The organism is Pantoea sp. JKS000250, assembly GCF_003201065.1.
Lineage (GTDB): Bacteria > Pseudomonadota > Gammaproteobacteria > Enterobacterales > Enterobacteriaceae > Pantoea > Pantoea vagans.
The window spans coordinates 2,665,317-2,686,586 of record NZ_QICZ01000001.1; the positions used below are offsets into that span (position 1 = coordinate 2,665,317).

General features: G+C 53.6%; 18 protein-coding genes and 2 tRNA genes. 18 read left to right on the forward strand and 2 right to left on the reverse strand.

Going from position 1 to position 21,270, the window contains the following annotated elements:
* The first annotated feature begins 179 nt into the window (after positions 1-179).
* Positions 180-2,444, forward strand: coding sequence for a TonB-dependent siderophore receptor (locus BY447_RS12645; RefSeq protein ID WP_110331237.1), 2,265 nt, complete (start codon positions 180-182; stop codon positions 2,442-2,444).
* A 63-nt stretch (positions 2,445-2,507) separates the two neighbouring features.
* Here the strand turns inward: BY447_RS12645 and dacB are convergent, their stop codons facing one another.
* A complete protein-coding gene (gene dacB / locus BY447_RS12650; protein ID WP_110331938.1) occupies positions 2,508-3,941 on the reverse strand; it encodes a serine-type D-Ala-D-Ala carboxypeptidase in 1,434 nt (477 codons plus the stop codon).
* A 249-nt stretch (positions 3,942-4,190) separates the two neighbouring features.
* Here dacB and greA point away from each other — a divergent pair, with 249 nt between their 5' ends.
* Positions 4,191-4,667 carry a transcription elongation factor GreA gene (greA, locus tag BY447_RS12655; RefSeq protein WP_010251811.1) on the forward strand — a complete coding sequence of 159 codons (477 nt, stop codon included), beginning with the start codon at positions 4,191-4,193 and terminating at the stop codon, positions 4,665-4,667.
* Positions 4,668-4,773: 106 nt separating this feature from the next.
* On the opposite strand, the gene yhbY is transcribed toward greA, so the two are convergent.
* Positions 4,774-5,067 (reverse strand): ribosome assembly RNA-binding protein YhbY, encoded by a 294-nt coding sequence (gene yhbY / locus BY447_RS12660; RefSeq protein ID WP_010251809.1) that lies wholly within the window; start codon positions 5,065-5,067, stop codon positions 4,774-4,776.
* 127 nt (positions 5,068-5,194) lie between these two features.
* Between yhbY and rlmE the strand changes: the two genes are divergently transcribed.
* The 16 genes from rlmE to yrbN all read left to right on the forward strand — a co-directional run bounded on the left by rlmE (position 5,195) and on the right by yrbN (position 21,260).
* Positions 5,195-5,824 (forward strand): 23S rRNA (uridine(2552)-2'-O)-methyltransferase RlmE, encoded by a 630-nt coding sequence (gene rlmE / locus BY447_RS12665; RefSeq protein WP_013359905.1) that lies wholly within the window; start codon positions 5,195-5,197, stop codon positions 5,822-5,824.
* A 113-nt stretch (positions 5,825-5,937) separates the two neighbouring features.
* Entirely contained in the window at positions 5,938-7,863 is a 1,926-nt protein-coding gene (ftsH, locus tag BY447_RS12670) for an ATP-dependent zinc metalloprotease FtsH (RefSeq protein WP_033731314.1), read from the forward strand.
* A gap of 79 nt (positions 7,864-7,942) precedes the next feature.
* Entirely contained in the window at positions 7,943-8,782 is an 840-nt protein-coding gene (folP, locus tag BY447_RS12675; protein WP_110331238.1) for a dihydropteroate synthase, read from the forward strand.
* Entirely contained in the window at positions 8,779-10,113 is a 1,335-nt protein-coding gene (glmM, locus tag BY447_RS12680; RefSeq protein ID WP_013359908.1) for a phosphoglucosamine mutase, read from the forward strand. The genes folP and glmM overlap by 4 nt, the downstream gene beginning before the upstream one ends.
* 217 nt (positions 10,114-10,330) lie before the next feature.
* On the forward strand, positions 10,331-10,669 hold the full coding sequence (gene secG / locus BY447_RS12690) for a preprotein translocase subunit SecG (RefSeq protein ID WP_003851074.1): 339 nt from the start codon (positions 10,331-10,333) through the stop codon (positions 10,667-10,669).
* Between the two features lie 37 nt (positions 10,670-10,706).
* Positions 10,707-10,793 (forward strand) — tRNA-Leu (locus BY447_RS12695).
* A gap of 59 nt (positions 10,794-10,852) precedes the next feature.
* Positions 10,853-10,929, forward strand: a tRNA-Met gene (locus BY447_RS12700).
* Positions 10,930-11,141: 212 nt separating this feature from the next.
* Complete coding sequence (rimP, locus tag BY447_RS12705; protein ID WP_010251795.1) at positions 11,142-11,594, forward strand: ribosome maturation factor RimP; 453 nt, start codon at positions 11,142-11,144, stop codon at positions 11,592-11,594.
* 24 nt (positions 11,595-11,618) lie between these two features.
* Positions 11,619-13,106, forward strand: a complete 1,488-nt coding sequence (nusA, locus tag BY447_RS12710; RefSeq protein ID WP_010251792.1) for a transcription termination factor NusA — start codon at positions 11,619-11,621, stop codon at positions 13,104-13,106.
* A gap of 17 nt (positions 13,107-13,123) precedes the next feature.
* Positions 13,124-15,817 carry a translation initiation factor IF-2 gene (infB, locus tag BY447_RS12715; protein ID WP_013359910.1) on the forward strand — a complete coding sequence of 898 codons (2,694 nt, stop codon included), beginning with the start codon at positions 13,124-13,126 and terminating at the stop codon, positions 15,815-15,817.
* Between the two features lie 65 nt (positions 15,818-15,882).
* Positions 15,883-16,290 carry a 30S ribosome-binding factor RbfA gene (gene rbfA, locus BY447_RS12720; RefSeq protein WP_033731320.1) on the forward strand — a complete coding sequence of 136 codons (408 nt, stop codon included), beginning with the start codon at positions 15,883-15,885 and terminating at the stop codon, positions 16,288-16,290.
* Entirely contained in the window at positions 16,290-17,234 is a 945-nt protein-coding gene (truB, locus tag BY447_RS12725; protein WP_033781661.1) for a tRNA pseudouridine(55) synthase TruB, read from the forward strand. Before rbfA ends, truB begins: the two co-directional genes overlap by 1 nt.
* Positions 17,235-17,365: 131 nt before the next feature.
* On the forward strand, positions 17,366-17,635 hold the full coding sequence (gene rpsO / locus BY447_RS12730) for a 30S ribosomal protein S15 (RefSeq protein WP_003851063.1): 270 nt from the start codon (positions 17,366-17,368) through the stop codon (positions 17,633-17,635).
* 310 nt (positions 17,636-17,945) lie between these two features.
* The gene (pnp, locus tag BY447_RS12735) at positions 17,946-20,084 is read left to right on the forward strand and encodes a polyribonucleotide nucleotidyltransferase (RefSeq protein ID WP_110331240.1); all 2,139 of its coding nucleotides are present in this window, start codon (positions 17,946-17,948) and stop codon (positions 20,082-20,084) included.
* Between the two features lie 129 nt (positions 20,085-20,213).
* Entirely contained in the window at positions 20,214-21,098 is an 885-nt protein-coding gene (gene nlpI / locus BY447_RS12740) for a lipoprotein NlpI (protein ID WP_010251765.1), read from the forward strand.
* Between the two features lie 105 nt (positions 21,099-21,203).
* A complete protein-coding gene (gene yrbN, locus BY447_RS23645) occupies positions 21,204-21,260 on the forward strand; it encodes a protein YrbN (RefSeq protein ID WP_098053093.1) in 57 nt (18 codons plus the stop codon).
* Positions 21,261-21,270: the final 10 nt, after the last annotated feature.

Here is a 21,270-nt window from a genome sequence, read left to right on the forward strand (position 1 = left end):
AGGGTGTTTCCGCTCGACAGGGAGCGCGCGCATTCTCTCTGTCGCATCGGATTTCAGACGGACGTAACGCGGTTCTGAAGCAGGTGTGGCGGGAGGGTTAATGCGTTGCAGGCAAGGTTATGACCTTTTTACCGGTACGCCGGCAGTGGCATGCTCGCTGGCACTCCAGGAACAGAAAAATGAAAAAGTTATCCCGGCTTTCGTTAGCCATTATGATTGAACTGGGTTTTACTGCCTCTCTCATTTCTGCTGGCGCAGTGGCTGCCCAAGCCCACAGCGACCCGGCGATCAACAACACGTCAGATACGATCCACGACGGCACCATGACGGTCACCGCCGCTGAGCAGACACTGCAGGCACCTGGCGTATCGACGATTACCGCCGACGAAATAAAAAAACATCCCCCTGCGCGCGACGTTGCCGAAATTATCCGCACCATGCCGGGTGTCAACCTGACCGGTAACTCCACCAGCGGCCAGCGCGGAAACAACCGTCAGATCGATATCCGTGGCATGGGGCCGGAAAACACCCTGATTCTGATCGATGGGCTGCCGGTAACCAGCCGTAATTCCGTGCGGCTTGGCTGGCGTGGCGAGCGCGATACACGCGGCGACACGAACTGGGTACCGCCAGAGATCATTGACCGCATTGACGTCATCCGCGGTCCGGCAGCGGCCCGTTACGGCAATGGTGCGGCGGGTGGTGTAGTTAATATCATCACCAAAAAAGAGATGGATAATCAGTGGCACGGCTCGTGGAGCGCCTATTACAACGTGCCGCAACACAAGGAGGAGGGCGCGACGCGGCGTACCAACTTCAGTCTTGAAGGACCGCTGGGCGATGATGTCAGTTTCCGGCTCTATGGCGGTCTGGCAAAAACGCAGGCCGACGCTTACGACATTAATGAAGGTCACGCCGCTGACCGCACTGGCAGTTATGCAGGATCCTACCCGTCGGGCCGGGAAGGTTCAGTCAATAAAGATATTCATGGCCTGCTGCGCTGGGCGTTTGCACCAATGCAGGCGCTGGAAGTGGGGGCCGGTTACAGCCGGCAGGGCAACCTCTATGCTGGCGACACCCAGAACACCAATACCAACGCGCTTGTGAAAAGCAAATATGGTGACGAGACCAACCGACTCTATCGGCAGAACTTTTCTGTTAAGTGGACCGGCGCCTGGGATAATGGCCTCAGCACCAATACCTATGCGCAGTATGAAAACACCCGTAACTCGCGCCTGAATGAAGGGCTGGCGGGCGGCACTGAAGGTATCTTTTCCAACAGCAACTTCAACACCATCCAGCTGGATGATGTGTTGCTGCACAGCGAGATCAGCGTGCCGTTTGAGTGGCTGGTGAATCAGACCGCAACCTTTGGCACGGAATGGAATCAGCAGCGGATGAAGGATCCGTCCTCGACGACGCAGGCCGCCAGCTACGGTTCGATTCCCGGTATCGCCTCCACCGGACGCTCTCCCTATTCGCAGGCGGAGATCTTCTCACTGTTTGCGGAAGACAATATTGAGCTGACCGACAGCACCATGCTGACGCCAGGCCTGCGCTTCGATCACCATTCGATTGTCGGCGATAACTGGAGCCCGTCGCTCAACCTCTCACAGGGATTAGGCGATGAGGTCACCCTGAAAATGGGCATTGCGCGCGCTTATAAAGCGCCGAGCCTCTACCAGACCAACCCGAACTATCTGCTTTACAGCAATGGTCAGGGCTGCGCGGCCAGTACCGGTGCCTGTTATCTGATGGGTAATGATGACCTGAAAGCGGAAAACAGCATCAACAAAGAGATTGGACTGGAATGGAAGCGCGACGGCTATCAGGCGGGTCTGACCTGGTTCCGCAACGACTATCGCAACAAGATTGAGGCAGGCACGGCTCCCACCGGCACCGCGTCTAACGGCAAAACCGACATCTACAAATGGGAAAATGTGCCAAAAGCGGTGGTTGAGGGGCTGGAAGGTACGGTTAACGTCCCGTTCTCCGACAGCGTAACGTGGAACAACAACTTCACGTATATGCTGCAAAGCAAAAATAAAGAGACTGGCGATCGTCTGTCAATTATTCCGGCGTATACGCTCAATTCGACGCTGAGCTGGCAGGCGACGCAGGATCTCTCCCTCCAGACAGCCCTGACCTGGTACGGTAAACAGGTGCCGAAGAAGTATGACTATAAGGGTAACGCCGTAACCGGCAGCGCGACCGATCAGGTCAGCCCCTATTCGGTGGTGGGGATGAGCGTCACCTATGATGTTAATCAGTATGCCAGCCTCACGGTCGGTATCGACAACCTGTTCGACAAGCGTCATTTCCGTCAGGGCAATGCGCAGACTACCGGCAATGCCACCACCGGCGCTTACCTCTACGGCGCGGGAGCCAATACCTTTAACGAATCGGGCCGCACATTTTATATGAGCGTGAACACCCGCTTCTGATCGGTTCAGCCATAAAAAAACGCAGCAGGGTGATCGCCCGCTGCGTTTTTTATCTCTGCTTTATCAGTTGTTCTGATTGATATCGCGGTAGAGTCGGCTTTCAAAACGTACCAGTGGAATACGACGGGTACGTTGATCTTCCGGCGGCACCGCATAACCGGAAAGGAACTGAACAAAGGCGACACGGGCACCACTGGAGGTGGTAATAAAGCCCGCCAGATTATAGACGCCCTGCAGTGAACCGGTTTTCGCCGAGACCTTGCCATCCAGTCCCGCCTCATGCAGCCCGCCGCGATACTGTAGCGTGCCGTCATAGCCCGCCAGCGGCAGCATCGAAATATAATCCAGCGTGTTGTCATTCTTCGCAATGAACTGCAACACCTGCATCATGGTTTGCGGCGAAATCAGATCGTGGCGCGACAGACCGGAACCATCGACCTGAATGCTGTTGCCCATATCCACATTGGCTTTGGCTTTCAGGATCCGGCGGACAGCATCCTGTCCGGCGCGGAATGTACCTGGCACGTTGAAGTAGTGATGACCAATGGTGCGGAAGACCGTGTCGGCTATCATGTTGTCTGACTTCTTCAGCATGGTGTGCAGCAGCGTGTGCAGCGGCGCAGACTGGGTCGATGCCAGTACAGTACCTGGCTCCGTGACCTGCGTCTGGCGTACCAGATGGCCACTGTAGTCAATCTCTGATGACCGCAGCTCTGCCTTCAGGATTTCACCCGCCCACGCCGCGCCATCCTGCACCGCAAAGGCCAGCGGCAGCGGTTCGGCACGCTGGCGCATACAGCCTGTCAGGGTGTAGCGGTTCAGCTCACCCGGCACCACATCCAGTTCACAATATTGCCCTTCACCGCTGTTACGGCCGATGGTGCGGACCTGGCTGTACATATGCGCCGGATAATAGGAAGCGATGCGCACAAACGCATTTTCACCCGGCGTATTAGCGCTGTAGAGCGACACCGAGAAGCAGTTTTTATCCACAATCGCGGCACCCGGCGGGGCGCTGAAGCACTGGGTCATATCGTTCCACGGCCAGCCCGGTGCCATGTCATGACTGGCAAAAACCGAGGTGTCAATAACCAGGTTGCCTTTGATATGATTAATGCCCTGCTTCTTTATCGCCGCGACCATGTTGCGCAGATCCTGACGGCTTAACGTCGGATCACCGCCGAAACGTGCGACTAAATCGCCGTTCAGGGTGCCATCTATAATGGCACCCCGGGTCTCAAACGTGGTCTGAAAACGGAAGTCGCCACCCAGTTCCAGTAGTGCCGCCAGCGCTGTCACCACTTTCATGGTACTGGCGGGCAGGGCCATCTGTTTGCCGTGGTAATCAATGATTGGTGTTGATGCACCCACTTTCTGAACCATCAGCGCCAGATTGGCGCCATCTGGCAGGTACTGCATGTATTCATCAACTGGCGCTGCGTGTGCCTGCAGCATAAATGCGCAGCCTAATCCGGTAACAAGTCGTGAAAATCGCATAATCTCGCGGTAACTGGCAGGTGAGGGCGTCAATACTACGTCGCTGGGCGGTGCAAAGTAAACGATGACCCGCAGGGAACTCTGGGGTAAAATACGTATCAAATTGCAAAACTCTTTTCTGGCCTGGAGGCATCTCCGGGTCAGGATTCTTTTATTTGCAAAAACGGGCTAATGCGCCGCAGAGCGCTTTTTTCTGCGGTCACCGGTCAGGATGACATCGTTAAACAGGAAAGAGGGCGAGGAGCTTAAATGAATCAGATTCCGATGACGTTAAGAGGCGCTGAAAGATTGCGCGAAGAGCTGAACGAGCTGAAAACCGTGAAGCGCCCGCGCATTATCGCCTCTATCGCTGATGCACGCGAACATGGCGATTTAAAAGAGAACGCGGAATATCACGCTGCGCGTGAAGAGCAGGGCTTTTGTGAAGGCCGTATCCAGGAGATTGAAGCCAAACTCTCCAATGCGCAGGTTATCGATGTCACGCAGATGCCGAAAACCGGCCGCGTGATCTTCGGTGCCACGGTGACCGTGCTGAACGTCGAGACCGACGAAGAAGCCACGTATCGCATCGTGGGCGATGACGAAGCGGACTTTAAGCAAAATCTGATTTCGGTCAATTCGCCAATGGCGCGTGGCCTGGTGGGTAAAGAGGCCGATGATGTGGCTATCGTAAAAACCCCGGGCGGCGACGTTGAGTATGAGATCCTGAAGGTGGAATACCTTTAAGATGTTGCTACGCTTTGAAAAGCGTTTAAGCACAATGTAAAGAAAGGAAAAAGGCCGCATTGCGGCCTTTTATCTGAGGTAAGAGCATGTCACTTTCTTTGCCCACTTAGCGTGGCAGAGAAATTTTGCTCTCTTTAGAGGGGCGATACAGCACCAGCGTTTTGCCGATCACCTGTACGTTGCTGGCACCGGTCTCACGCACGATAGCCTCGACGATCAGCTGTTTCGTTTCACGATCTTCAGAGGCGATTTTTACCTTGATTAGTTCGTGATGCGACAGAGCCTGCTCGATTTCGGCCAGCACGCCTTCAGTCAGGCCATTGCCACCCAGCATAACCACTGGCTTGAGCGGATGGGCGAGGCCCTTGAGGTGCTGTTTTTGTTTGGTACTTAGATTCATCGTAGTTTTTTACTTACTCAGGGATTGAAAACGGTTCATTCTACCGCCATCTCGGGTATATCACCAAATCGACGCAACCCATTGCGTGCAGGTTTATCGCTACGATGACGATTTAACTGGAATTATTATGACGGGTAAAAAGCGTTCGGCCAGCTCCAGCCGCTGGCTTCAGGAACACTTTAGCGATAAATATGTGCTTCAGGCGCAGAAAAAAGGGTTGCGCTCGCGCGCCTGGTTTAAACTTGATGAAATACAACAGGGTGACAAGCTTTTCAAACCCGGCATGACCGTGGTAGATCTGGGTGCTGCACCTGGTGGCTGGTCGCAGTATGTGGTTCAGCAAATCGGGAATAAAGGGCGCATCATTGCCTGTGATATCCTGCCAATGGATCCGATAGTCGGTGTCGATTTCCTTCAGGGCGATTTTCGTGAAGAATCGGTGATCAATGCGCTGCTTGAGCGCGTTGGCGATCAGAAAGTTCAGGTTGTCATGTCCGATATGGCGCCGAATATGAGTGGTACACCTGCCGTAGATATTCCCCGGTCGATGTATTTAGTGGAGCTGGCGCTGGAGATGTGTCGGGATATTCTGGCACCTGGCGGCAGTTTCGTAGTGAAAGTGTTTCAGGGAGATGGCTTCGATGAATACCTGCGGGAAATTCGCTCCCTGTTTACGAAAGTAAAAATTCGTAAGCCGGACGCTTCACGGTCTCGTTCACGTGAAGTGTACATTGTGGCGACTGGGCGCAAACTATAACCAAATTGCTGGAGATGTCCGCAGCTTTGCTGCGATTCCATGTATGCAGGAACTATAGTACCCTACGCTATCTGTTAACACCGATGTAATATGAGGTTAATCCCTTGAGTGACATGGCGAAAAACCTGATTCTCTGGTTAGTCATCGCGGTCGTGCTGATGTCAGTATTCCAGAGCTTTGGGCCCAGCGAGTCGAATGGCCGTCGGGTTGATTATTCAACCTTCCTGTCGGAAGTGAACCAGGATCAGGTCCGCGAGGCACGTATTAACGGGCGTGAAATTAACGTTGTCAAAAAAGACAGCAATAAATATACCACCTACATTCCTGTCAACGATCCCAAGTTGCTCGATAACCTCTTGACCAAAAACGTCAAAGTGGTTGGCGAACCGCCGGAAGAACCGAGCCTGCTGGCTTCCATCTTCATTTCGTGGTTCCCGATGCTGCTGCTGATCGGTGTGTGGATCTTCTTTATGCGTCAGATGCAGGGCGGCGGCGGTAAGGGCGCGATGTCCTTCGGCAAAAGCAAAGCCCGCATGTTGACAGAAGACCAGATTAAAACCACTTTCGCCGACGTTGCGGGTTGTGACGAAGCGAAAGATGAAGTGGCTGAGCTGGTGGAATATCTGCGTGAGCCGAGCCGTTTCCAGAAGCTGGGCGGTAAAATTCCAAAAGGCGTTCTGATGGTGGGGCCGCCGGGTACCGGTAAAACCCTGCTGGCAAAAGCGATTGCCGGTGAAGCCAAAGTGCCTTTCTTCACTATTTCCGGTTCTGACTTTGTGGAAATGTTTGTCGGTGTCGGTGCATCCCGTGTGCGCGACATGTTCGAACAGGCCAAGAAAGCCGCACCGTGCATCATCTTCATCGATGAGATCGACGCCGTCGGTCGTCAGCGTGGCGCCGGTTTAGGCGGTGGTCATGATGAACGTGAGCAGACGCTGAACCAGATGCTGGTTGAGATGGATGGTTTCGAAGGTAACGAAGGAATTATCGTTATCGCCGCGACTAACCGTCCTGACGTACTGGACCCTGCGCTGCTGCGTCCAGGCCGCTTTGACCGTCAGGTTGTGGTCGGTCTGCCAGACGTACGTGGTCGTGAGCAGATCCTGAAAGTGCATATGCGTCGTGTGCCACTGGCAACCGACATTGATGCCGCAATCATTGCACGTGGCACGCCAGGCTTCTCAGGTGCCGATCTGGCTAACCTGGTGAACGAAGCAGCGCTGTTCGCCGCTCGTTCGAACAAGCGTGTGGTGTCGATGGTTGAGTTCGAGAAAGCGAAAGACAAAATTATGATGGGTGCGGAACGTCGCTCCATGGTGATGACGGAATCGCAGAAAGAATCCACTGCCTATCACGAAGCGGGCCACGCCATTATTGGCCGCCTGGTGCCAGAGCATGATCCGGTGCATAAAGTTACGATTATCCCGCGCGGCCGTGCGCTGGGTGTGACCTTCTTCCTGCCTGAAGGCGACGCGATTAGCGCCAGCCGTCAGAAACTGGAAAGCCAGATCTCAACACTTTATGGCGGTCGCCTGGCAGAAGAGATCATCTACGGTGTTGAACATGTTTCTACCGGCGCGTCCAACGACATTAAAGTCGCGACGAATCTGGCACGTAACATGGTGACGCAGTGGGGCTTCTCTGAAAAACTGGGTCCGTTGCTGTATGCAGAAGAAGAGGGTGAAGTGTTCCTTGGACGTTCTGTCGCGAAAGCGAAACATATGTCTGATGAAACAGCCCGCATCATCGACCAGGAAGTTAAACACCTGATCGACAGCAACTACCAGCGTGCTCGTCGCATTCTGGGTGAGAACATGGACATCCTTCACGCGATGAAAGATGCGCTGATGAAGTATGAAACCATTGATGCACCACAGATCGACGACCTGATGGCACGCCGCGAAGTGCGTCCGCCAGCGGGTTGGGAAGATCCAGGCAGCAACTCAGACAGCAATGGTACGCCAAAAGCGCCACGTCCGGTTGATGAACCGCGTACGCCGAATCCAGGCAATACCATGTCAGAGCAGTACAACAAATAAGACGCATCATCGTCAGACAAAACCCCGGCTGGTCCGGGGTTTTTTACATCCAGATATTGATCAGCAAGGAGTTTTCACCATGAAGTTGTTTGCCCGTGATTCCCATCTCGATTTATCGTTTCCTCATGTGATGGGCATTCTGAATGTCACGCCGGACTCCTTTTCAGATGGTGGTAAACATAACGCGCTGGTCGATGCGCTGACGCATACCAATGAGATGGTGAATGCCGGCGCAACCATTATTGATGTAGGCGGCGAATCAACCCGTCCTGGCGCTGATGAGGTCAGTGTGGAGGAGGAGCTGGAGCGGGTCATTCCGGTGATCGATGCCATTGCCCAGCGTTTCGAAGTCTGGATTTCCGTGGACACGTCTAAAGCCGAAGTCATCAGGGAAGCCGCGCGAGTGGGTGCTCACATCATTAACGATGTCCGCTCACTCTCTGAGCCGGGTGCGCTGGAAGCCGCCTCCGCAACCGGACTGCCTGTCTGTTTAATGCATATGCAGGGCGAACCGCGCACCATGCAGCAGGCACCGGTTTACGAAAACATCTTAAGCGAAGTGGACACTTACTTTGCACAGCAGATTGCGCGTTGCGAAGCGGCGGGAATGAAAAAAGAGCAGCTGATACTCGACCCGGGCTTCGGTTTCGGTAAAAATCTCAGCCACAATTATGAATTGCTGGCTCATCTCAGCGATTTTCACCACTTTGGTCTGCCACTGCTGGTGGGGATGTCGCGTAAATCGATGATTGGCCAGTTGTTAAATGTCGGCCCGTCACAGCGTTTGACTGGCAGCCTGAGCTGCGCGGTGATTGCTGCCATGCAGGGCGCGCAGATTATTCGCGTCCATGACGTAAAAGAGACGGCCGAAGCGATGCGCGTGGTCGAAGCGACCCGAAGAGCAAAAGGAACATCATGAGTAATCGTAAATATTTCGGTACAGACGGCATTCGCGGCAAAGTCGGTGAAACACCTATCACGCCAGATTTCGTCCTGAAGCTGGGCTGGGCCGCGGGTAAAGTACTGGCGCGCCACGGTTCCAAAAAGATCATCATCGGCAAAGATACCCGTATCTCTGGCTATATGCTGGAGTCTGCGCTTGAAGCGGGCCTCGCCGCCGCGGGCCTGACCGCTGCGTTTACCGGTCCGATGCCAACCCCCGCCATCGCCTATCTGACCCGCACTTTCCGCGCTGAGGCGGGCATCGTTATTTCAGCGTCGCACAATCCATTTGACGACAACGGCATTAAATTCTTCTCGTCCGAAGGCACCAAACTGCCTGATGACGTGGAAGAAGCGATTGAGCTGGAAATGGAAAAGCCGATTACCTGCGTGGAGTCCGCGCAGTTAGGGCGCGCCAGCCGCATCGTCGATGCAGCAGGGCGTTACATTGAGTTCTGTAAGGGGACTTTCCCCAGCGAGCTCAATCTGAATGGCCTGAAAATTGTGGTCGACTGTGCCAATGGTGCGACTTACCACATTGCGCCGAATGTCCTGCGCGAGCTGGGCGCAACCGTCATCGCAATCGGTGTGCAGCCAGACGGCATGAACATCAACAAAGAGTGCGGTGCGACCGATCTTAAACTGCTGCAGCAACGCGTACTGGCAGAGAAGGCGGATATTGGCCTGGCCTATGACGGCGACGGCGACCGCATCATGATGATTGACCATCTGGGTGACAAAGTTGACGGTGACCAGATCCTTTACATCATTGCACGTGAAGCGCTGCGTCAGGGGCAGTTACGTGGCGGTGTAGTGGGTACGCTGATGAGCAACATGGGCCTGGAATTAGCGCTGAAACAGCTCGGCATTCCGTTTACCCGTGCCAAAGTCGGTGACCGTTATGTGCTGGAGAAGATGCAGGAGAAGGGCTGGCGTCTCGGCGCGGAGAACTCCGGTCATGTGATCCTGCTGGATAAAACCACCACAGGCGACGGTATCGTGGCAAGTTTGCAAGTGCTCACTGCGATGGTGCGTAACCACATGAGCCTGCACGATCTCTGCAGTGGTATGAAGATGCTGCCGCAGGTGCTGGTCAACGTACGCTTCGCGGGCGAGCATGACCCGCTGCAAAGCGACGCCGTCAAAACGGTCACCGCCGATGTTGAAAAAGCGCTGGCGGGTCGCGGACGCGTTCTGTTGCGTAAGTCAGGCACTGAGCCGCTGATTCGTGTGATGGTCGAAGGCGAAAATGAGGCGCAGGTCACCGAACTGGCTAATCGTATTGCCGATCAGGTCAAAGCGGTTTAAACCTCTTAAAGGCGGTTCTCAGAATGCGGATCCGCCTGTAAAATCACCGGGATGGCGCTTTTTTCTGCAATCAGTTTGCGTAAGAGAAATTGCACTTGCAGAGATATGCGCCTTTGGTTAGTATTCACACCCGCTTCTGATGGGTGATGACGAGACGCCCCATCAATACTGGTTGAAGCTTTAACTGTACGATTATCGTGCAAGGAACAGGTTGAATATGTACGAAGCTCTTTTAGTTGTTTTCCTTATTGTAGCTATCGCCCTCGTGGGTATGATCATGCTACAGCAAGGCAAAGGCGCTGATATGGGAGCCTCATTCGGTGCAGGCGCATCCGGTACGGTGTTTGGTTCTTCGGGTTCAGGTAATTTCATGACCCGTACCACTGGCATCTTAGCGGCACTGTTCTTCATCATCAGCCTGGTTCTGGGTAATCTGAACAGCAATAAAGCCTCGAAAGGAAGCGAGTGGGAAAATCTTTCTGCGCCGGCGCAGTCTTCTCAACAGACTGAAAAGCCAGCTCAACCGGTTACACCGGGCAGCGATATTCCTAAGTAAGGTCGTCAGCACAACGAATCGTTGTGGTCAGTGCAGTGCCGTGGTGGTGGAATTGGTAGACACGCTACCTTGAGGTGGTAGTGCCCGATTGGGCTTACGGGTTCAAGTCCCGTCCTCGGTACCAAATAGCAGTATCTCTTGCATTTTATGCAGGTCTGGCGTATTATTCGCCACGTTTTCGGACGCGGGGTGGAGCAGCCTGGTAGCTCGTCGGGCTCATAACCCGAAGGTCGTCGGTTCAAATCCGGCCCCCGCAACCAATTTTCCCTTTGAGTTCTTTTTCAAATATACTGTATGCATCGACGGACGCATTCACGGCTATTTTTTGAAAGGAAATTCTTTGGATGGAGTCCGGGCCGCATTGCGGCATACAGGGTCCAGTGACTAAAAGCCCCGAATATTCGGGGTTTTTTGTTATTAGCGAATCGTAATACTGGGCTATAGGCCCTTTTTTTATGTCTTGGGGGTGGGCTTGTCCACATTAGAGCAAAAATTGACAGAGTTGGTATCGGCTCCCGTAGAAGCGCTGGGTTACGAACTGGTTGGAATTGAATTCGTTCGTAGTCGCACATCTATCCTGCGCATCTATATTGATAGTGAAGATGGCATCAATGTCGATGATTGCGCCGATGTCAGCCACCAGGTAAGTGCGGTAATGGATGTTGAAGATCCGATTACGGTACCTTACAACCTTGAAGTCTCTTCACCGGGACTCGATCGTCCTCTGTTCACCGCAGAACACTACACCCGTTTTATGGGTGAAGAAGTGAGTCTGGTGTTGCGTATGGCCGTTCAGAACCGCCGTAAATGGCAGGGAACCATCAAGTCAGTTGATGGCGAGATGATCACGGTGCACGTTGAGGGTAGCGATGAAGTGTTCGCGCTGAGTAATATTCAGAAAGCGAACCTGGTCCCCCACTTTTAAAAGTCCGGATTGAGGCTAACCAGGATGAACAAAGAGATCTTAGCTGTTGTAGAAGCCGTTTCTAACGAAAAAGCCCTGCCGCGTGAGAAAATCTTCGAAGCGCTGGAGAGCGCGCTGGCGACTGCGACCAAGAAAAAGTACGAGCAGGAAATTGAAGTACGCGTCAGCATTGATCGCCGCAGTGGCGATTTCGATACTTTCCGCCGCTGGGAAATCGTAGAAGAGGTGACACAGCCGACGCGCGAGATCACGCTGGATGCGGCCCGCTTCGAAGATGAAGCATTCAATCTGGGCGAATATGTCGAAGATCAGATTGAATCGGTCACCTTTGACCGTATCACTACCCAGACCGCTAAGCAGGTTATCGTGCAAAAAGTGCGCGAAGCTGAGCGCGCGATGGTGGTTGATCAGTTCCGTGAGCAGGAAGGCGAAATCATCACTGGTGTGGTGAAAAAAGTTAACCGCGACAACATTTCCCTCGACCTTGGCAGCAATGCCGAAGCGGTCATTCTGCGCGAAGATATGCTGCCGCGTGAAAACTTCCGTCCAGGCGACCGTATTCGTGGCGTACTCTACTCGGTACGTCCGGAAGCGCGTGGCGCGCAGCTGTTCGTGACGCGTTCCAAACCGGAAATGCTGATTGAACTGTTCCGCATTGAGGTGCCAGAAATTGGCGAAGAACTGATTGAAATTAAAGCTGCTGCCCGTGATCCGGGTTCGCGCGCTAAAATTGCAGTCAAAACTAACGACAAACGTATCGATCCGGTGGGTGCCTGTGTGGGCATGCGCGGCGCGCGCGTTCAGGCTGTTTCCAGTGAACTGGGCGGCGAGCGTATCGATATCGTGCTGTGGGACGATAACCCGGCGCAGTTTGTTATTAACGCCATGGCTCCGGCCGATGTGGCGTCAATCGTGGTTGATGAAGATAATCACACCATGGATATCGCCGTAGAAGCTGGCAATCTGGCTCAGGCGATCGGCCGTAACGGCCAAAACGTGCGTCTCGCTTCGCAGCTGAGTGGCTGGGAGCTGAACGTGATGACCGTCGATGATCTGCAGGCTAAGCATCAGGCTGAAGCGCATGCAGCGATCGATATGTTCACTAAACATCTCGACATCGACGAAGAGTTCGCCACCGTACTGGTGGAAGAGGGTTTCTCCTCGCTGGAAGAGCTGGCATACGTGCCAATCAACGAGCTGCTGGAAGTCGACGGCCTCGATGAAGAGACCATTGAAGCCCTGCGTGAACGAGCAAAAAATGCGTTAACCACCCTGGCACTGGCGAAAGAAGAGAGTCTTGGAAATCAGGAGCCCGCTGAGGACCTTCTGAATCTTGAAGGCCTCGATCGTGCGCTGGCGTTCCGCCTGGCGTCAAAAGGCGTTTGCACGCTGGAAGATCTCGCTGAGCAAGGTGTTGACGATCTGACGGATATTGAAGGCATGTCTGATGAACAGGCCGGCGCGCTGATTATGGCCGCACGTAATATCTGCTGGTTCGGCGATGACGCGTAATAACAGGAAGGAACAGCATGACAGATGTAACCGTAAAATCGCTGGCCGCAGAAATTCAGACTCCGGTCGATCGCCTGGTACAGCAATTTGCTGATGCGGGGATCCCTAAGTCTGAAAATGACGCGGTGACCCAGCAAGAGAAAGAAACCTTACTATCTCATCTGAACCGTGAACACGGTCAGGTCGGTTCAGCTAAGCTGACGCTGCAGCGTAAAACGCGCAGCACCTTAAATATTCCAGGCACCGGGGGTAAAAGTAAGTCGGTGCAAATTGAAGTCCGCAAAAAGCGTACCTATGTGAAAGGTGATGCAGAGTCTGAGCAAGCTCAGGCAGAAGCTGAAGCCCAGGCGCAGCGTGAAGCGGAAGAGCAGGCGCAACGCGAGGCTGAAGAAAAAGCCCGTCGCGAAGCTGAACAGAAAGCGCAACGTGAAGCCGAAGATAAAGCAAGGCGCGAAGCCGCTGATAAGGCCAAACGTGCAGCAGCGGAAAATGACAAAGTGACAAATCAACCTACCGACGAAGTGACCAGGGCTGCGCAATCAGACAAAGCCCGTCGCGAAGCTGAAGCTGCTGAACTGAAGCGTAAAGCTGAAGAAGAAGCCCGCCGTAAGCTTGAAGAGGCTGCCCGCCTCGTAGCCGAAGAAGCCCGCCGTCTGGCTGAAGAGAAATCAGCTGAATGGGAAAAACCGGAAGAAGAGGATAAAGGCGACTATCACGTCACCACTTCGACCCACGCCCGTCAGGCAGAAGACGAAAACGACCGTCAGGTTGAAGCAGGCCGTGCGCGTGCGCGTACGACTGCTAAAGCTGCGCGTCCGGCGAAAAAAGGCAACAAACATTCCGAAGCCAAAACTGACCGTGAAGAAGCGCGTGCGCAGGTTCGTGGCGGTAAAGGCGGTAAGCATCGCAAACCTAGCGCACTGCAGCAGGGCTTCAACAAGCCAGCGCAGGCCGTTAACCGCGATGTTGTGATTGGCGAAACCATCACCGTAGCCGAACTGGCGAACAAAATGGCGGTGAAAGGTTCTCTGGTCATCAAAGCGATGATGAAGATGGGCGCTATGGCGACTATCAACCAGGTCATCGATCAGGAAACTGCACAGCTCGTTGCCGAAGAGATGGGCCACAAAGTGACCCTGCGTCGTGAGAACGAGCTGGAAGAAGCGGTAATGGACGATCGTGATACCGATGCGGCACAGGAATCTCGTGCGCCGGTTGTGACCATCATGGGCCACGTCGACCACGGTAAAACCTCTCTGCTGGACTATATCCGCTCCACTAAAATCGCCTCTGGCGAAGCGGGCGGTATTACACAGCACATCGGTGCTTACCACGTTGAAACCGACAACGGTATGGTCACCTTCCTGGATACCCCGGGCCACGCCGCGTTTACCGCGATGCGTGCACGTGGTGCGCAGGCGACCGATATCGTTATCCTGGTCGTTGCCGCAGACGATGGCGTGATGCCACAGACTGTCGAAGCTATTCAGCACGCCAAAGCCGCTAAAGTGCCGGTTGTGGTTGCCGTGAACAAGTGCGATAAGCCAGAAGCGGATCCGGATCGTGTTAAAAACGAACTGACTCAGTACGGAATTATTCCAGAAGAGTGGGGCGGCGAAAACATGTTCGTGAATGTCTCTGCGAAAGCGGGTACCGGCATTGATGACCTGTTAAATGCAATCCTGCTGCAGGCGGAAGTGCTGGAACTGACGGCTATCCGTGAAGGTATGGCGAGCGGCGTAGTGATTGAATCGTTCCTCGACAAAGGTCGTGGTCCGGTTGCTACCGTGCTGGTTCGTGAAGGTACGCTTAACAAAGGCGACATCGTTCTTTGTGGTTTCGAATATGGCCGTGTTCGTGCAATGCGTGACGAACTGGGTCGCGAAGTTCTGGAAGCGGGTCCTTCTATCCCGGTTGAGATTCTGGGCCTGTCCGGCGTGCCGGCTGCAGGTGATGAAGCGACCGTGGTACGTGACGAGAAGAAAGCACGTGAAGTTGCGCTCTATCGTCAGGGCAAATTCCGCGAAGTTAAACTGGCTCGCCAGCAGAAATCTAAGCTCGAGAACATGTTTGCTAACATGACCGAAGGCGAAGTGTCTGAACTGAACATCGTTCTGAAAGCTGACGTTCAGGGTTCTGTGGAAGCCATCTCTGATTCCCTGCAGAAACTCTCCACCGACGAAGTGAAGGTGAAGATTGTGGGTTCAGGCGTAGGCGGGATTACCGAAACCGATGCAACCCTGGCGGCTGCTTCTAACGCCATCCTCCTTGGCTTCAACGTTCGTGCCGATGCCTCTGCGCGTCGCGTCATTGACGCAGAAAGCCTGGATCTGCGCTACTACTCTGTCATCTATAACCTGATTGACGAAGTTAAAGCGGCGATGAGCGGCATGCTGGCACCAGAGTACAAACAGCAGATCATTGGTCTGGCTGCAGTGCGCGACGTGTTCAAATCACCGAAGTTTGGCGCGATTGCTGGTTGTATGGTGACGGAAGGTAACATCAAACGTCACAATCCAATCCGTGTCCTGCGTGACAACGTGGTGATTTACGAAGGCGAGCTGGAATCTCTGCGTCGCTTTAAAGATGACGTCAACGAAGTGCGTAACGGCATGGAGTGCGGTATCGGCGTGAAGAACTACAACGACGTTCGCGTTGGCGATATGATCGAAGTGTTTGAAATCATCGAAATTAAACGCACCATCGAGTAATAGACTGCTGATGTGTTGCAATTTGGGAGGCCTCTGGCCTCCCGAATTATTTGGGAGAAATAATGATGGCGAAAGAATTTGGTCGCCCGCAGCGCGTGTCACAAGAGCTGCAAAAAGAGATTGCGATGATCCTGCAGCGTGAGATTAAAGATCCGCGCCTTGGCATGATGGTCACCGTATCCGGCGTTGAAGTGTCACGCGATCTTGCTTACGCAAAAGTGTTCGTGACGTTCCTCAACGACAAAGATGAAGATGCGATTAAGCATGGCCTGAAAGCGCTGAAAGAAGCCTCAGGTTACATTCGCATTCTGCTCGGCAAAGCGATGCGCCTGCGTATCGTGCCTGAGCTGACGTTCTTCTACGACAACTCGTTAGTCGAAGGGATGCGCATGTCTAACCTCGTCACCAGCGTCGTGAAGAACGATGCAGAGCGCCGTGGTCCGGATGCCACCGGCGATGACGAGGAGGCGTAATGAGTCGTCCGCGTCGTCGCGGTCGCGACGTCCATGGCGTGTTGTTGCTGGATAAGCCACAAGGCGTTTCGTCGAATGATGTCCTGCAGAAAGTGAAGCGTATCTTCAACGCCAATCGCGCAGGCCATACCGGCGCGCTTGATCCACTGGCCACCGGCATGTTGCCAATCTGCCTGGGTGAAGCGACCAAGTTTTCGCAGTATCTGCTCGATTCCGACAAACGCTACCGTGTGATTGCCCGACTGGGCGAACGCACTGACACGTCAGACGCCGATGGCAACATCGTGCAGACGCGTCCGGTCAGCTTCAGCCAGGCCGATCTGGATAGCGCCCTTGAGAGCTTCCGCGGCGACACGCTGCAGGTGCCATCAATGTTTTCAGCGCTGAAGCATCAGGGTCGTCCGCTGTATGAATATGCGCGTCAGGGCATTGTGATTGAGCGTGAACCGCGCCCGATCACGGTCTATGAGCTGCAGTTTATTCGCTGGCAGGATAATGAGCTGGAGCTGGAAATTCACTGCTCCAAAGGTACCTATATCCGTACCATCATCGATGATCTGGGCGAAAAGCTGGGATGCGGTGCGCATGTCATCATGCTGCGTCGTGTACAGGTTGCCCGTTATCCGTATGAAAGGATGGTAACGCTGGAACAGCTCAATACCCTGCTGGCGGAAGCCACAGAAGCAGGCATCCCACTGGAAACGCAGCTCGATCCGCTGTTGTTGCCGATGGACAGCCCCGCTTCTGATTTCCCTGAAGTGAATATCCCGCCCGCCGTGGCAGATTTTTTCCGCCAGGGACAGCCGGTGCAGGCCAGCAATGCGCCTGCGCACGGGCTGGTCAGGGTATCGGAAGGCGAAGCACGTAAGTTTATCGGTATGGCAGAAATTGCCGATGATGGCCGTCTTGCGCCACGTCGTTTAGTGGTTGAGTATCAGGATTAAGCCAGGCGTTCACTTTTCGCTGATGGGGCATTTGCGTTGCTATCGGGCGCAGAGTAGAATAGCGCGGCTTTAAAGCGGGATGCTGAATTAGAGATCGGCACCCATACATTCATTTATTACTGGAGTTTATTATGTCTCTAAGCGTAGAAGCTAAAGCAGAGATCGTTGCTAAATATGGCCGTGGTGCTAACGACAGCGGTTCAACTGAAGTTCAGGTTGCCCTGTTGACCGCGCAGATTACCCATCTGCAGGGTCACTTCTCTGAGCACAAAAAAGACCACCACAGCCGCCGCGGTCTGCTGCGCATGGTATCTCAGCGTCGTAAGCTGCTGGACTACCTGAAGCGTAAAGACGTTGCACGCTACAGCAGCCTGATCGAAAGTCTCGGTCTGCGTCGCTAAGTCTGAAGAATCTGATCGTCGGGGCATTATGCGAGCTTTTGCACTGTGTGCAGCTTACGATCAGATTTGTGCGAGTTTCGTGAAGAGGGGGCCTTTATGGCCCCTTTTTTCGAGCAATCGGCAGCAATCCGGGCCAAACTGATGTATTGTTGCTTAGTGTGATCTTTAGTTTGCAGAATTTCGCGCGGCTAATGAGAGGCTTTACCGCAGGGGCGGTCGAGGGTTGTCATTAGTCGCGAGGATGCAGCTGAAGATTGGTAATCAATGGCGGGCTACAGATAGCCCAGCCCCGAAGTTAAGGACTTTGATTTTGCTGAATCCGATCGTACGCAAATTCCAATATGGTCAACATACCGTCACGCTGGAAACCGGCATGATGGCTCGCCAGGCGACAGCCGCTGTTATGGTGAGCATGGACGATACTGCAGTGTTCGTCACTGTCGTAGGTCAGAAAAAATCTAAACCAGGTCAGGACTTCTTCCCACTGACCGTGAACTATCAGGAGCGTACTTACGCTGCTGGTCGTATCCCAGGCAGCTTCTTCCGTCGTGAAGGCCGTCCAAGCGAAGGCGAAACCCTGATTTCGCGTCTGATTGACCGCCCGATTCGCCCGCTGTTCCCGGAAGGCTTTGTTAACGAAGTTCAGGTTATTGCGACCGTGGTGTCTGTTAACCCACAGGTTCATCCGGACATCGTTGCAATGATTGGTGCCTCTGCTGCACTGGCGCTTTCTGGTCTGCCGTTTAATGGCCCGATTGGTGCTGCGCGTGTCGGTTACATCAACGATCAATATGTTCTGAACCCAACCGCAGATGAGCTGAAACAGTCTCGTCTGGATCTGGTCGTTGCCGGTACGCAGAATGCCGTACTGATGGTTGAATCTGAAGCTGAGATCCTGTCAGAAGAGCAGATGCTGGGTGCCGTGGTCTTTGGCCATGACCAGCAGCAGATCGTTATCGAAAACATCAATGCTCTGGTGGCTGAAGCCGGCAAACCACGCTGGGACTGGCAACCAGAAGCGGCTAACACCCCGCTGATTTCTCGTGTTGCTGCCCTGGCAGAAGCGCGCATCAGCGATGCTTACCGCATCACTGACAAGCAGGAGCGTTACGCGCAGGTTGGCGTCATCAAAGACGAAACCATTGCTGCGCTGCTGGCTGAAGATGAAACGCTGGATGGTTCAGAAATCGGCGACATCGTGCATAGCCTCGAAAAAACCGTCGTTCGTACCCGCATCCTGAATGGCGAGCCACGTATCGATGGCCGTGAAAAAGATATGATCCGCGGTCTGGACGTGCGTACTGGCGTATTGCCACGTACTCACGGTTCATCACTGTTTACCCGTGGTGAGACACAGGCACTGGTTACGGCAACGCTGGGTACTACCCGTGATGCGCAGAACCTGGATGAGCTGATGGGCGAACGTACCGACAGCTTCCTGTTCCATTACAACTTCCCTCCATACTCTGTCGGTGAAACCGGCATGGTCGGTTCGCCGAAGCGTCGTGAGATTGGTCACGGTCGTCTGGCGAAGCGCGGTGTGTTAGCGGTAATGCCTAAAGCGGAAGATTTCCCTTACACCGTGCGTGTGGTGTCTGAAATCACTGAATCTAACGGCTCCTCTTCAATGGCCTCTGTCTGCGGTGCCTCACTGGCGCTGATGGATGCAGGTGTGCCAATCAAAGCCGCCGTTGCCGGTATCGCAATGGGTCTGGTAAAAGAAGATGAGAAGTTTGTCGTTCTGTCAGACATTCTGGGCGACGAAGATCACCTGGGCGACATGGACTTCAAAGTAGCCGGTAGCCGTGAAGGTATCACCGCGCTGCAGATGGACATCAAAATCGAAGGCATCACGCGTGAAATCATGCAGGAAGCCCTGAACCAGGCCAAGGGTGCGCGTCTGCACATTCTGGGCGTCATGGAACAGGCTATCAGCACACCGCGTACCGAGATTTCTGAATTCGCTCCACGCATTTACACCATCAAAATCAGCTCTGACAAGATCAAAGATGTGATCGGTAAAGGCGGCTCAGTGATTCGTGCACTGACCGAAGAGACCGGCACGACGATTGAAATCGAAGATGACGGCACCGTGAAAATCGCTGCGACCGATGGTCTGAAAGCGAAAGAAGCCATTCGTCGTATCGAAGAGATCACTGCAGAAATCGAAGTGGGCCGCATTTATAGTGGTAAAGTGACCCGTATCGTTGACTTCGGTGCCTTCGTTGCTATCGGCGGCGGTAAAGAAGGTCTGGTTCACATTTCACAAATCGCTGACAAGCGCGTTGAGAAAGTGACTGACTATCTGCAGATGGGTCAGGAAGTACCGGTTAAGGTGATGGAAGTTGATCGCCAGGGTCGCGTACGTCTGAGCATCAAAGAAGCGACAGAATCTAAGCCGCAGACTGAAGAAGCTGCAGCGGTGACCACGCCTGACGCTGCTGAATAAGTCGTTGCTGATTTGCCCCTCTTTGCCTGGCAGAGAGGGGCGTTTGTATCATCGCGAGGGCGGGAATCCTTGTGCACAGCAGGCGGATGACAGGATGGTTATCCCAATGTTTGTATTCGGGAGTGGGAAATGAAGCCTTTTCTGCGCTGGTGTTTTGTTGCGACAGCTTTGACGCTGGCAGGATGCAGCAACTCCAATTGGCGTAAGAACGAAGTTCTTGCAGTGCCTTTACAGCCCACACTGCAGCAGGAAGTGATACTGGCGCGCATGGAACAAATTCTTGCCAGTCGCGCTCTCACCGATGATGAACGCGCACAGCTGTTATATGAGCGCGGAGTGTTGTATGATAGTTTAGGTCTGCGGGCATTAGCGCGGAACGATTTTTCGCAAGCGCTGTCTATAAGACCAGATATGCCCGAAGTGTTTAACTACTTAGGCATATATTTAACGCAGGCGGGCAACTTTGATGCCGCCTATGAAGCGTTCGATTCTGTACTTGAGCTTGATCCAACTTACAACTATGCGCATTTAAACCGTGGTATCGCCCTCTATTACGGCGGTCGATACAAGTTAGCGCAAGATGATCTGCTGGCGTTTTATCAAGACGATCCTAACGATCCTTTCCGCAGTCTGTGGCTCTATCTCGTTGAACGTGAGATGGATGTCGACAAGGCAAAAGTCGCGCTTCAACAGCGTCACGACAAAGCGGTCAGAGACCAATGGGGATGGAATATTGTCGAGTTCTACCTTGGAGATATCAACGAGAAAACGTTGATGGAAAGTCTCAAGGCGGACGCAACGGATAACACCTCGCTCGCTGAACATCTCAGTGAAACCAACTTCTATTTAGGTAAGTACTACCTAAGTCTGGGGGAGAAGGACGACGCGAAAGCGTTGTTCAAACTGGCGGTCGCCAACAACGTTAACAACTTTGTTGAACACCGATACGCATTGTTGGAACTGGCGCAACTCGGCCAGGCACAAGACGATTTATCAGAATCTGACCAGCAATAGCTGACGAACTTAATTTGCCTGTAAAACCTGTTAAGTCATCATCTTAAGGGATGAAGGCTTTTCTGTTCGTCAAAACTTCTAATTTGAGCCGGTTCACACTTTTTGATGAAAATGACTGAAAGTTTTCACGACGAGTTATGTAGACTGGCCGCCGCAATCTAAGAGGCACGTG